General features: G+C 70.0%; 11 protein-coding genes. 7 read left to right on the forward strand and 4 right to left on the reverse strand.

Annotation, left to right across the window (positions count from 1 at the left end; all coding sequences use genetic code 11):
• The first annotated feature begins 52 nt into the window (after positions 1-52).
• Complete coding sequence (locus WHN02_RS12915; RefSeq protein WP_434743531.1) at positions 53-400, forward strand: hypothetical protein; 348 nt, start codon at positions 53-55, stop codon at positions 398-400.
• On the opposite strand, the gene glgB is transcribed toward WHN02_RS12915, so the two are convergent.
• The gene (gene glgB / locus WHN02_RS12920) at positions 386-2,488 is read right to left on the reverse strand and encodes a 1,4-alpha-glucan branching protein GlgB (protein ID WP_434743532.1); all 2,103 of its coding nucleotides are present in this window, start codon (positions 2,486-2,488) and stop codon (positions 386-388) included. The two genes, WHN02_RS12915 and glgB, sit on opposite strands and share 15 nt — an antisense overlap.
• Positions 2,476-4,518, reverse strand: coding sequence for a maltotransferase domain-containing protein (locus WHN02_RS12925; protein ID WP_434743533.1), 2,043 nt, complete (start codon positions 4,516-4,518; stop codon positions 2,476-2,478). Before WHN02_RS12925 ends, glgB begins: the two co-directional genes overlap by 13 nt.
• A 326-nt stretch (positions 4,519-4,844) precedes the next feature.
• On the opposite strand from WHN02_RS12925, the gene WHN02_RS12930 reads away from it, so the two are divergent.
• Both WHN02_RS12930 and WHN02_RS12935 read left to right on the forward strand, forming a co-directional pair.
• Entirely contained in the window at positions 4,845-6,023 is a 1,179-nt protein-coding gene (locus tag WHN02_RS12930; protein WP_434743534.1) for a hypothetical protein, read from the forward strand.
• An 89-nt stretch (positions 6,024-6,112) separates the two neighbouring features.
• Positions 6,113-6,631 (forward strand): type II toxin-antitoxin system VapC family toxin, encoded by a 519-nt coding sequence (locus WHN02_RS12935; RefSeq protein WP_434743535.1) that lies wholly within the window; start codon positions 6,113-6,115, stop codon positions 6,629-6,631.
• Between the two features lie 21 nt (positions 6,632-6,652).
• Here WHN02_RS12935 and WHN02_RS12940 read toward each other — a convergent pair whose 3' ends face one another.
• Complete coding sequence (locus WHN02_RS12940) at positions 6,653-6,880, reverse strand: winged helix-turn-helix domain-containing protein (RefSeq protein WP_350894871.1); 228 nt, start codon at positions 6,878-6,880, stop codon at positions 6,653-6,655.
• A gap of 205 nt (positions 6,881-7,085) precedes the next feature.
• Here WHN02_RS12940 and WHN02_RS12945 point away from each other — a divergent pair, with 205 nt between their 5' ends.
• Both WHN02_RS12945 and WHN02_RS12950 read left to right on the forward strand, forming a co-directional pair.
• Positions 7,086-7,295 (forward strand): hypothetical protein, encoded by a 210-nt coding sequence (locus WHN02_RS12945; protein ID WP_434743536.1) that lies wholly within the window; start codon positions 7,086-7,088, stop codon positions 7,293-7,295.
• The gene (locus WHN02_RS12950; RefSeq protein WP_434743945.1) at positions 7,292-8,548 is read left to right on the forward strand and encodes a helix-turn-helix domain-containing protein; all 1,257 of its coding nucleotides are present in this window, start codon (positions 7,292-7,294) and stop codon (positions 8,546-8,548) included. The genes WHN02_RS12945 and WHN02_RS12950 overlap by 4 nt, the downstream gene beginning before the upstream one ends.
• Before the next feature lie 77 nt (positions 8,549-8,625).
• Here WHN02_RS12950 and glgA read toward each other — a convergent pair whose 3' ends face one another.
• Positions 8,626-9,825 carry a glycogen synthase gene (glgA, locus tag WHN02_RS12955; protein ID WP_434743537.1) on the reverse strand — a complete coding sequence of 400 codons (1,200 nt, stop codon included), beginning with the start codon at positions 9,823-9,825 and terminating at the stop codon, positions 8,626-8,628.
• A gap of 72 nt (positions 9,826-9,897) precedes the next feature.
• Here glgA and glgC point away from each other — a divergent pair, with 72 nt between their 5' ends.
• Both glgC and pgm read left to right on the forward strand, forming a co-directional pair.
• On the forward strand, positions 9,898-11,130 hold the full coding sequence (gene glgC, locus WHN02_RS12960) for a glucose-1-phosphate adenylyltransferase (protein WP_434743538.1): 1,233 nt from the start codon (positions 9,898-9,900) through the stop codon (positions 11,128-11,130).
• A 69-nt stretch (positions 11,131-11,199) separates the two neighbouring features.
• Entirely contained in the window at positions 11,200-12,843 is a 1,644-nt protein-coding gene (gene pgm, locus WHN02_RS12965; RefSeq protein ID WP_434743539.1) for a phosphoglucomutase (alpha-D-glucose-1,6-bisphosphate-dependent), read from the forward strand.
• Positions 12,844-12,877: the final 34 nt, after the last annotated feature.

Here is a 12,877-nt window from a genome sequence, read left to right on the forward strand (position 1 = left end):
CCCGACCGTACGGAGGCTGTGGGCGCTCCGGCCGGTGATCGACAATGGTCTGGTGCAGGATCAGCCGCCGCCCTCGTGGCGGACTCCTCTTCCGTTGGCCGCCGACTGGTCGCTGGTGCTGGTCGGGGCCGCCGCCCAGCTCTACTTCACCTGGTTGTCGCTTACCGACGGCACCGTCTGGACGTTCGCCGGGGCCATGTTCGCAGGTGCTCCGGCGGCCTGGTGGGTGGCCCGACGGCGGGGGTTCGACCGGGACCAGCGCCGCCGACTGTGGGCCTCGGTGCCGCTGGCGGTCTTCCGGGTCCTGTTCGTCAGGCCCGAACCGCAGCTGCCACCGCTGCGGGTCGAGCCCCGGTTCACCCCGCCGCCGCAGACCCCCTCCGGGTCAGGAGGGGCGTAGCCAGAGGGCGCCCAGCGGCGGCACCCGCAGCGACACCGAGGCGGGCTGCCCGTGCCAGGGCACGTCCTGGGCGTGCACCTCACCGAGGTTGCCCACCCCGGAGCCGCCGTAGTGGTGGGCGTCGGTGTTGACCACCTCGGTCCACCGCCCCCCGGACGGCAACCCGACCCGGTAGTCCTCCAACGGCAGCGCGGAGAAGTTGACCACGCAGACCAGGGTCTGTCCGTCCGGGGCGATTCGGACGAAGGAGACGGTGTTGTTGGCCACGTCGTCCCCGGCCAGCCAGCGGAACCCGGCGGGGGAGGTGTCCTGGGCGTACAGGGCGGGGGAGTCCCGGTAGACCCGGTTGAGGTCGCCGACGAGGCGCTGCACCCCGGCGCGGGCCGGGTCGTGCAACAGGTACCAGTCCAGGCCCCGCTCCTCGCTCCACTCCCGCTCGTCACCCAGCTCGCAGCCCATGAAGAGCAGCTGCTTGCCCGGGTGCGCCCACATGTACGCCAGCAGCGCCCGGGTGGTGGCCAGCCGCTGCCAGGTGTCGCCGGGCATCTTCGCCACCAGCGCCCCCTTGCCGTGCACCACCTCGTCGTGGCTGATCGGCAGGAGGTAGTTCTCGCTCCACGCGTACGCCAGGGAGAAGGTGAGCTGGTGGTGGTGGTGCTGGCGGTAGACGGGATCCTTCGAGGTGTAGAGCAGGGTGTCGTGCATCCAGCCCATGTTCCACTTGAACCCGAACCCGAGCCCGCCGTCGGAGGTGGGGCGGGTGACACCCGGCCAGGCCGTCGACTCCTCGGCGATCATCATGACCCCGGCGTGGTGCTTGTAGACGGTCGCGTTCACCTCCTGCATGAACGCGATGGCCTCCAGGTTCTCCCGGCCGCCGTACTCGTTGGGCAGCCACTGCCCCTCCGGGCGGGAGTAGTCCAGGTAGAGCATCGAGGCGACGGCGTCGACCCGGAGCCCGTCGACGTGGAACTCCTCGCACCAGTAGAGGGCGTTGGCGACCAGGAAGTTGCGGACCTCCCGGCGGCCGAAGTCGAAGACGTACGTACCCCAGTCGGGGTGTTCGCCCCGGCGCGGGTCGGGGTGCTCGTAGAGCGGGGTGCCGTCGAACCGGGCCAGGGCCCAGTCGTCCTTGGGGAAGTGGGCGGGGACCCAGTCCAGGATCACCCCGACCCCGGCCCGGTGCAGGGTGTCGACCAGGTGCCGGAAGTCGTCCGGGTCACCGAACCGGGAGGTGGGGGCGTAGTACCCGGTGACCTGGTAACCCCAGGACCCGCCGAAGGGGTGCTCCATCACCGGCAGGAACTCCACGTGGGTGAAGCCCAGCTCCACCACGTACGCGGTGAGCTGTTCGGCCAGCTCGCGGTAGCCGAGCCCGGGACGCCAGGAGCCGAGGTGCACCTCGTAGACGCTCATCGCCTCCTGGTGCGGCCGACGGCGGACCCGCTCGGCCAGCCAGGCCCCGTCCGACCACTGGTACGTCGACCGGTGCACCACCGACGCGGTGGCCGGGGGCACCTCCGCGTACGCCGCCATCGGGTCGATCTTGTCCCGCCACAGTCCGTCGGCGCCGAGGATCCGGTACTTGTACCGCTGCCCGGAGACGGCCCCCGGGACGAAGACCTCCCACACCCCGCTGGAGCCCAGCGACCGCATCGGCCACCCGTCGTGCGCCCCCCACCCGGTGAAGTCCCCGACGACCCGGACCCCCCGGGCGTTGGGAGCCCAGACCGCGAAACCGACCCCGTCGTCGCGGACCCGCGCTCCGAGCGCCTCCCAGAGCCGTTCGTGCCGGCCTTCGGCGATCAGGTGCAGGTCCAGCTCCCCGAGGACCGGTGGGTGCCGGTACGGGTCGTCGACGACGGTGCCGTCCACGTCGAGGCGGTAGTCGAGCACGGTGCCGGGCAGGGTGACCTCGAAGACCCCGACGCCGTGCACCCGGGTCGCCGGGTGTCGTTCCCCGTCGACCAGGACGGTGACCGACTCGGCTCCCCGCCGGAGGGTACGCACCGTGGTCCGGCCGTCGGCCGGGTGTGCCCCGAGGATCGCGTGCGGGTCGTGCGTCTCGCCGGCGATCAACTGGTCCATCGGGCGTCGTCCTTCGGGGCGTCGTCGGTCAGGTCGGGACCGGTCGGGGCCGGGGTGTCGCCGGTGTCCGGGTGCCGGACCGTGAACACGTGTGCGGGTTGAAGATACGGGTCGAGCCGGACCGCGTTGTGCTGGCCCCAGTCGTAGGTCGTCCCGGTCAGTTCGTCGTGGACGGTGAACCGGTCGTGCCAGTCCAGGCCGAGCGCCGGCATGTCCAGGACGGTGTTGCCCCACTGGACTTCCCGGGAGTCGAACGAGCAGACCACCAGAACCGTGTTCCCGGTGGCCGGATCGTGTTTGGACCAGCAGAGCAGTGCCGGGTTGTCCACGTCGTGGAAGACGAGGTTGCGCAGCCGGTGCAGGGCCGGGTTCTCCCGGCGTACCCGGTTGAGGGTGCCGACGAACGGGGCGAGGGACCGGCCCTGGGCGAGCGCGTCGGACCAGTCCCGGGGGCGCAGCTCGAACTTCTCGTTGTCGAGGTACTCCTCGGCGCCGGGGCGGGGGACGTGCTCGAAGAGTTCGTATCCGGCGTACATCCCCCAGGAGGGGCTGAGCAACGCCGCCAGGACCGCCCGGATCTTGAACATCGGGGGTCCGCCGCGCTGCAACGACTCGTGCAGGATGTCCGGGGTGTTCGGCCAGAAGTTCGGCCGCATGTAGTCGGCCGCCGCGACCAGCTCCTCGCAGTACTCCCGCAGCTGCGCCGCCGAGGTACGCCAGGTGAAGTACGTGTACGACTGGGTGAAACCGATCCTGCCGAGCCCGTGCATGATCGCCGGTCGGGTGAACGCCTCGGCGAGGAACAACACGTCCGGGTCGACTCGCTTGACCTCGGCGATCAGCCAGTGCCAGAAGTCGAACGGCTTGGTGTGCGGATTGTCGACCCGGAAGATCCTGATCCCCTCGCCGACCCAGTGCAGCACCACCCGCAGGATCTCCGCCCGGATCCCCTCCGGGTCGTTGTCGAAGTTCAGCGGGTAGATGTCCTGGTACTTCTTCGGCGGGTTCTCCGCGTAGGCGATGCTCCCGTCGGCCCGGGTGGTGAACCACTGCGGGTGCTCGGTCACCCACGGATGGTCCGGGGCGCACTGCAACGCCAGGTCCATCGCCACCTCCAGGCCCACCTCGGCGGCGGCGGCGACGAAGTCACGGAAGTCCTGCGGCGTACCCAGGTCGGGGTGCAGGGCGTCGTGCCCGCCCTCGGCCGCGCCGATCGCCCACGGCGAGCCCACGTCGTCGGGACCGGCGGTCAGGGTGTTGTTCCGGCCCTTGCGGTTGACCCGCCCGATCGGGTGGATCGGCGGCAGGTAGAGCACGTCGAACCCCATCTGGGCCACCCCCGGCAGCCGGGACGTGGCGGTGACGAAGGTGCCCGACCGGGCCGGTTCGTCGGCCGTCGCCAGGACCGCCCCCTCGGAGCGGGGGAAGAACTCGTACCAGGCGGAGAAGAGCGCCCGGGGCCGGTCCACCCAGATCCGGTACGGCTCGCCGGTGGTCACCAGCTCTCGCACCGGGTACGCCCAGAGCAGGTCGGCCAGGTCCAGCGCCGGGGCGACCCGGCGGGACAGCGGCAGACCCTCGTCACTGAGCGCCGCGACCGCCGCCCGGACCCGGCCGGTGTCGGCGGCCGGGACCAGGGCGAGGGCTTCGGTCAGGACCCGGGCACCCTCGGCCAGGTCGTTCGCCAGGTCGCCGACCGTCTGCCCGGCGGCGACCTTCTTCGTCACGGCGTTCTGCCAGGTCAGATACGGATCCTGGAACGCCTCGACGGTGAAGCTCCACTCGCCGACGGCGTCCGGGGTGATGGTGGCGTGCCACAGGTCGTGCCCCGGCTCGCCGGCCTTCATCCGGGTGAACGGCCGACCCCGCCCGTCCGGGCCGAGCCAGACCACGTTGCAGCCGAGCGCGTCGTGTCCCTCGCGGTACGCCCGCGCGGACACCGGGACGACCTCCCCGACCACCGCCTTGGCCGGGTAGCGACCGCAGGAGACGGCGGGGGTGACGTCTTCGATCGGAAACCGTCCACTCACCCGATCAACCTACTGTGCGAACCCCCTTCGCGCGCGGCCAAGCGGGGTTCGCCCGCCGGTCGAAGCCCCGTCGTGGTCGCCCGTAGGCGAGGGCTTCGTAGCTTACCAATTCGCGCTGATCCGCTACTAACTCGCCACCGCATACAGCCGCGATATCATGAACACCCTCACCGGAATCGCCGCTGGCCGCCCTGGCTAACCACCGCCGTAACCACCACCTCACCAGCCACGAAAGATCAGGTCTGGGCCTATACGACTTCCTCGAATACACTGAGTTGACAATGCGTTCAGCGTGCCCCCGCACACACCTGACCAAGGAGCTAAATATGGCGAGACTCGTCCAAAGCCTATACATTTCGGCTCTCAATGGACTCCCAGTAGGCCAACTACCCACACGGGATCAACCCGTAGAGATTCCGGAATGCGCCGAGCCTGTCCCCCTCGGCAGATTCTTGAGCAGGCTACGAGACGGGGGAATCGCGAAGCAGAACGCCGGACAGGAGATCAGGGATTCCCTCGAACGACACGGTCAATACCTGCAACAACACCCCACCAAACCCAACAACTGGCAGCTTCCACCCACCGGCAAGCGCCTCGTCTGGCCCCAGTCCTTCTACATCTCCGCCCTCAATGGACTCCCAGTAGGCCAACTACCCACACGGGATCAACCCGTAGAGATTCCGGAATGCGCCGAGCCTGTCCCCCTCGGCAGATTCTTGAGCAGGCTACGAGACGGGGGAATCGCGAAGCAGAACGCCGGACAGGAGATCAGGGATTCCCTCGAACGACACGGTCAATACCTGCAACAACACCCCACCAAACCCAACAACTGGCAGCTTCCACCCACCGGCAAGCGCCTCGTCTGGCCCCAGTCCTTCTACATCTCCGCCCTCAATGGACTCCCAGTAGGCCAACTACCCACACGGGATCAACTCGTAGAGATTCCGGAATGCGCCGAGCCTGTCCCCCTCGGCAGATTCTTGAGCAGGCTACGGGACGGGGGAATCGCGAAGCAGAACGCCGGACAGGAGATCAGGGATTCCCTCGAACGACACGGTCAATACCTGCAACAACACCCCACCAAACCCAACAACTGGCAGCTTCCATCCACCGGCAAGCCCATCGTCTGGCCCCAGTCCTTCTACATCTCCGCCCTCAATGGACTCCCAGTAGGCCAACTACCCACACGGGATCAACTCGTAAAGATTCCGGAATGCGCCGAGCCTGTCCCCCTCGGCAGATTCTTGAGCAGGCTACGGGACGGGGGAATCGCGAAGCAGAACGCCGGACAGGAGATCAGGGATTCCCTCGAACGACACGGTCAATACCTGCAACAACACCCCACCAAACCCAACAAATGGAAGCTCATAACAGGTGCCGACATAATCCCCACCCATTTCGCCGCAGCCATGACCAGCTATCACCAGCGGGGACACACGACGCGCAAGTACAGTCCACAACCCACATCGATAGATCAAGCATCCAAGCGAGCCAGGATCATGTGACCTCCTGGCTCAGGGAGGGAACGCGGAGATGTGGCGGGTCGTGTCTGTGGAGATTCGGATGGCGGCCTCACCGGCGGTGTCGCCTATCGTTGGTTTTACGTGATCCGGAAGGCGGGCATGCGGTTGAACAGCAAGGGGTGGGCCACCATTCCGGCAGCCCTGCTGGATATCCGGACGAAGACCCGAAGTGGGCGCAGTTGTCGGAGGCGGCCCTGGCCGAGGCGCGCGATGCCGGTGGCATCGTGATCAACCTCGTTGTCTACGCCGAGGTCTCGGTGCGCTTCGAGCGCATCGAGATGTTGGACGAGGCGCTGCCCGCCGCAGACTTCCTTTGCGAAGAGTTGCCGTATCCGGCGGGCTTTCTCGCGGGCAAGGCCTATGCGCGGTATCGCCGCCCGGGTGGGGTGAAGCGAGCCCCGTTGGCCGACTCCTACATCGGGGCGCACGCGGCGGTGTGCCGGTACGCCCTGCTCACCCGGGACGCCGGACCCGTTCCGGCCGCCGCACTCGCCGCACCGCCACGGCTTCGCCGCAAGCTGGCGAGATCTTGGGAGGTTCTGGCCCCTCTGGGGGCCGCTTCCCTCCAAGATCTCCCATTTATCCCGTAGGGAAGTGGGTCAGCCGGGAAGTCAGGCGGGCGGTTCCGGGGCGACGAAGGAGCCCTTGCCCTGGCGGGTCACGATCCAGCCGCGCTCTTCAAGGATTCGAAGGGCGTATCGGATGGGCCAGGCGCTCGACTGGTACTGCTCACGCAGTTCGGCGATGGACGGCAACTTGTCATCCGGCTGCAGGGTTCCCGCCCGGATGGAGGCCGAGACGTCGGTGATGATCTGCTCGTAAAGCGGTACCTGCGGCATCGTGGTGCACCTCTCGTCAGCGCTTCGATCTTCGCACTCGGAGTGACGCACCGTGCCTTCTCTGTTGACTGTGACGGCAGTGCCTTCTATGTTGAGTCGAGTGGGGCCTCTCGTCAGCAGCGGAGTGCCTCGATCTCAGGGCGGGGTGGTTCCCCGTGCCACCCCGCCCTGACCTGCTCATTTCCCTGATCGTGAGGAGGCACTGATGAACGAGCGCCCGCACGAGGGGCCGTTGCCCCCGGCGTACCCGGTTGCCGGTGGTCGACCCCCGCTGCCCGACGGGGACCGGATGCCCTGCCCGCCTCGGCCCTCGCCGGTCTCCCGCCGGGAGTACGTCTCCGGGGTGGCCGTCGCGGTGGTGGTGCTGGTCCTGCTTCTGGTCGGGATCCTCGGATGGGGGAGGGCCGGATGGTGAACGAGCTGCCGGTGGGGCGGCGGGTGGCGCAGTGGCGGATCCGGCGGAACATGACCCAGCAGCAGTTCGCCGACCGGCTCGGCAAGTCGAAGAGTTGGGTCGACAAGGTCGAACGCGGGGTACGCCGACTGGAACGGGTGTCGAGTCTCCGGGAGGTCGCCGAGGCGCTGCGGATCGAGATGGACGCCCTCCTCCCGGAGCGACCCGGGCGGGCCGGCCCCGGGGCCGGGGTGGAGCGGCTGCGGGCCGCCCTCGCCCGGTACCACGTTCCGACGCCGACCCGACCGCCGGACCTCGCCGAGTTGCGGGTCCGGATCGAGCATGCGGAGCAGAGTTACCGGCACGCCAGGTATCCGGCGTTGCTCACCGTCCTGCCCGACCTCCTCGACGCCGTCCGGGAGGCCCGCGCGACACTTCCGGGTCGGACGACCGACGGGCTCCTGGTGCCGGTGTACGGCCTGATCGCGGTGACCCTGATCAAGGTGGACCAGCCGGAACTCGCCTGGCTGGCCGCGGACCGGGGGATGTCTGTCGCCCTGGCCGTCGGGGAACCTCGGCTGGCCGGGGTCGCCACCGTACCGCTGGTCCAGGCCCTGCGGGGTGTCGGTCGGCATCGGTCGGCGGTGGAGGCCGCCGTCGTCGCCGCCCACCGGCTCAGGCCCCCGGGCGACGCTCGCCCGGCCGACCCGTCCCTGGTCGGGGTGCTCCTGTCGCAGGCCGCGCTGGCCGCCGCCGGACGGGGAGACGAGTCCGGCACCCGAGAGTTGATCCACCGGGCCAGGGCGCTCGCCACGACGACCGGTGCCGACACCGGGCTCTCCCGTTCCGCCACAGGGGGCCGTGATGCCGACGTCGCGGCCCCCCGTTCCGCCGTCGGGAGCCTTGGCCCCGGCCTGTCTCCCGGTGGGGCGAGTTTCGGGTCGGCGTCGGTGGCTGCCGTCGAGGTGGTGGCCGAGACCGCCCTCGGGCACGTCGCGGCGGCGACGGTACGCCACGAACGGCTGCTCGCCGCCGAGGGCTGGCGGTGGCTGCCCCCCGAGCATCGGGCCGCCTACCTCCTGGACGCCGCCCGCGCGTACACACTGGCCGGTGACATGTTCCGGGCCGGTCGCACCCTCCTGGAGGCCGAACGTACCGCCCGCAGCGAGGTCCACGACCGACCCGCCGTACGCGACCTCGTCGCCGTGGTGGCCCGTGCCGCGACCGCCCCCGCCGGGCTGGCCCGCCTCGCCGCCGACCTCCACGTCACCTGAACCCACCCGAGCGCTGCCCGGTGCGAGTGTGAAAGGGGAACCCTTCCATGCCGTAGGCGTTAACAGGGGACCCTTCCTTACCCCAGGGTGCGGTAGAGGTCGAGGGTGCGGGTGGCGATGGTGTCCCAGGAGAAGTGGTCGACGGCCCGGCGGCGGCCCGCCTTCCCGAGGGCGGCGGTCCGGGCCGGATCGGAGAGCAGTTCGTTGACGGCGGCGGCCAGGTCGGCGACGAACTGGTCCGGGTCCAGCGGGGTGCCGGTGCCGTCGGCGGACTGCATGATCGGCACCAGGAGGCCGGTCTCGTCGTGGGCGACGACCTCGGGGATCCCGCCGGTGGCCGTCGCCACCACGGCGGTCTCGCAGGCCATCGCCTCCAGGTTGACGATCCCCATCGGCTCGTAGATCGAGGGGCAGACGAAGACCGTGGCGTGGGTGAGGACCTGGATCACCTCGGGCTTGGGAAGCATCTCGGCGACCCAGACCACCCCGGACCGGCCGGCCCGCAGTTCGGCCACCAACCCTTCCACCTCGGCGGCGATCTCCGGAGTGTCGGGAGCACCGGCGAGCAGGACGAGCTGGGTGTCGGCGGGCAGCTCCCGGGCGGCCCGCAGCAGGTAGGGCAGCCCCTTCTGCCTGGTGATCCGCCCGACGTAGACCACGCTGGGACGGGTCGGGTCGATTCCCAGCCGGTCCAGCACCGCCGTGTCGTGGTCCGGGGCGTACTGCTCGGTGTCGATCCCGTTGTGGATCACGTACACCCGGTCCGGGTCGACGGCCGGGTACGCGGCCAGGACGTCCCGACGCATCCCCTCGCTGACGGCCACCACCGCGTCGGCCGCCTCGTACGCGGTCCGCTCGATCCAGGAGGAGAGGGCGTACCCGCCGCCGAGCTGTTCGGCCTTCCACGGTCGCAGCGGCTCCAGGCTGTGCGCTGTCACCACGTGCGGCACCCCGTGCAGCAGCTTGGCGGTGTGCCCGGCGAGGTTGGCGTACCAGGTGTGGCTGTGCACCACGTCGGTGCCGGCGCAGGCGGCGGCCATCTCCAGGTCGACGCCCATGGTCCGCAGGGCGGCGTTCGCCCCCGCCAGCCCGGCCGGGTCGGGGTAGCCGGTGACCCCCGGTTCGGTGCGGTCACCGCCGAAGCAGTGCACCCGGACGTCGGCGAGTCGACGCAGCTCGCGGGCCAGGTACTCGACGTGGACCCCGGCCCCGCCGTACACCTCCGGGGGGTACTCCCGGGTCAACAGATCGACGCGCAGCGGTGAGGAGTCCGTCATGCCCTCGCACCCTAGTGCAGGAGAGTCGTCGTACGAGTGGTGAAGTCGGTCGAGGGTGGTTAGCGTCTGTTCATGGCTGCGAAGGTGCTTGCGATCGTCCTGGCGGGGGGAGAGGGTAAGCGCCTCATGCCGCTCACCGCCGACCGGGCCAAACCGGCCGTTCCGTTCGGCGGGATGTACCGGATGGTGGATTTCGTACTGTCGAACCTGGCGAACGCCGGGTATCTGAAGATCGTCGTCCTGACCCAGTACAAGTCCCACTCGCTGGACCGGCACATCAGCATGACCTGGCGGATGTCGACGCTGCTCGGCAACTACGTCACCCCGGTCCCGGCCCAGCAGCGCCGGGGGCCGTGGTGGTTCGCCGGGTCCGCCGACGCTATCTACCAGAGCCTCAACCTGATCCACGACGAGCAGCCGGAGTACGTCATCGTCTTCGGCGCCGACCACATCTACCGGATGGACCCCCGCCAGATGGTGGAGGCGCACATCGCCTCCGGGGCCGGGGTGACGGTCGCCGGTATCCGTCAGCCGCTCTCCACCGCCGACCAGTTCGGGGTGATCGAGGTCGGCGAGGACGGCCGGCGGATCCGGGCGTTCCGCGAGAAGCCCACCGACGCGGTCGGGCTTCCCGACGCACCCGACGAGATCTACGCCTCGATGGGCAACTACGTCTTCACCACCAAGGCCCTCCTGGACGTGGTGGAGGCCGACGCCGAGGACAAGACCAGCAAGCACGACATGGGCGGCAGCATCATCCCGCTGCTCGTCGAGCGGGGCGAGGCGAACGTCTACGACTTCCGCGACAACGAGGTCCCCGGCAGCACCGACCGGGACCGGGGTTACTGGCGGGACGTGGGGACCCTCGACTCGTTCTACGACGCCCACATGGATCTGATCAACGTCCACCCGGTGTTCAACCTCTACAACTTCGACTGGCCGATCCTGACCGCGCAGCCGCCGTACCCGCCCGCGAAGTTCGTCCACCAGTGGGGGGAGCGGGTCGGCCGGGCCGTCGCCTCGATGGTCTCCCCCGGTGCGGTGGTCTCCGGGTCGCTGGTGGAGAACTCGATCGTCTCCCCGAAGGTGAAGGTCCACTCCTGGGCGCACGTCGAGGGGTCGGTCCTGATGGAGGGGGTGGACATCGGCCGGCACGCGGTGGTCCGCCGGGCCATCCTCGACAAGAACGTGGTCGTCCCGGAGGGCGCCGAGATCGGCGTGGACCTGGAACGGGACCGGCAGCGCTACACCGTCTCCGACAACGGCGTCGTGGTCATCGGCAAGGGGCAGCGGGTCGAACCGTAACCACGTGTGACCCGGTCCCCGCCGGGGAATCAGCGAACCCACCGCACCACCCCACAGGAGGATCCCGTCGTGGCCCATCCCCGTGCCGGTCAGCCGGCCCAGCCCGCCGACCTCGTCGACGTGCCGAGGCTGGTCACCGCCTACTACGCCGAGCATCCCGACCCGGACGACCCGGCGCAGCAGGTCTCCTTCGGCACCTCCGGGCACCGGGGCTCGTCGCTGCGCGGGGCGTTCAACTCCGACCACATCCTCGCCGTCACCCAGGCCCTCTGCGACCACCGCCGGGACCAGGGCGTCGACGGACCCCTGTTCCTGGCCCGCGACACCCACGCGCTCTCCGCCCCCGCCGCAGTTGACGCGCTGGAGGTCCTCGCCGCCAACGGGGTCACGGTGCTGGTGGACAGCCGGGACGGCTACACCCCGACCCCGGCCCTGTCGCACGCGGTGCTCACCCACAACCGGGGGCGCACCACGGGCCTCGCCGACGGGATCGTGATCACCCCGTCGCACAACCCGCCCGACGACGGCGGGTTCAAGTACAACCCCACCCACGGCGGCCCCGCCGACTCCGACGCCACCAGGTGGATCCAGGACCGGGCGAACGCGATCCTCGCCGCCGGCCTCAAGGAGGTGCAACGGATCCCGTACGCCCGGGCCCGCGCCGCCGACACCACCGGTGAGTACGACTTCCTCGCCCACTACGTCGACGACCTGCCCGCCGTGCTGGACCTGGCCGCGATCCGCGACGCCGGGGTCCGGATCGGGGCGGACCCGCTCGGCGGGGCGAGCGTGGCCTACTGGGGGGAGATCGCCGACCGGCACCGGCTCGACCTGACGGTGCTCAACCCCACCGTCGACCCGACCTGGCGGTTCATGACCCTCGACGGGGACGGCAAGATCCGGATGGACTGCTCCTCGCCGAACGCGATGGCCTCCCTGATCGCCAACCGCACCGACTACGCCCTCTCCACCGGCAACGACGCCGACGCCGACCGGCACGGGATCGTCACCCCCGACGGGGGGCTGATGAACCCCAACCACTACCTGGCGGTGGCGATCGGGCACCTGTTCCGGACCCGGGACCGGTGGGGTGCGCAGGCGGCGGTCGGCAAGACCCTGGTCTCCTCGTCGATGATCGACCGGGTCGCCGCCGACCTGGGACGGCCCCTGCTGGAGGTGCCCGTCGGGTTCAAGTGGTTCGTCCCGGGGCTCCTCGACGGGACTGTCGGGTTCGGCGGGGAGGAGAGCGCCGGGGCGTCCTTCCTGCGCCGCGACGGCGGCACCTGGACCACCGACAAGGACGGGCTGCTGCTCTGCCTGCTCGCCGCCGAGATCATCGCCACCACCGGGCGGACCCCCAGCGAGCACTACACGGAGCTGACCGACCGGTTCGGTGCGCCCGCGTACGCCCGGATCGACGCCCCGGCCGACCGGGCGCAGAAGGCGGCGTTGGGGCGGCTCTCCCCGGCGCAGGTGACCGCGTCGGAGCTGGCCGGGGAGCCGATCACGGCCACCCTGACCGAGGCCCCCGGCAACGGGGCGGCGCTCGGCGGGCTGAAGGTGACCACCGGGTCGGGGTGGTTCGCCGCCCGCCCCTCCGGCACCGAGGACGTCTACAAGATCTACGCCGAGTCGTTCCAGGGACCCGAGCACCTCGCCCGCATCCAGGAGGAGGCCAAGGCGCTCGTCGACGGGGTCCTCTCGGGGAGCTGACCGGGACGCCGGCGTCACCGCACGGCACGCGGAT

The organism is Micromonospora sp. SH-82, from assembly GCF_051132485.1.
Lineage (GTDB): Bacteria > Actinomycetota > Actinomycetes > Mycobacteriales > Micromonosporaceae > Micromonospora.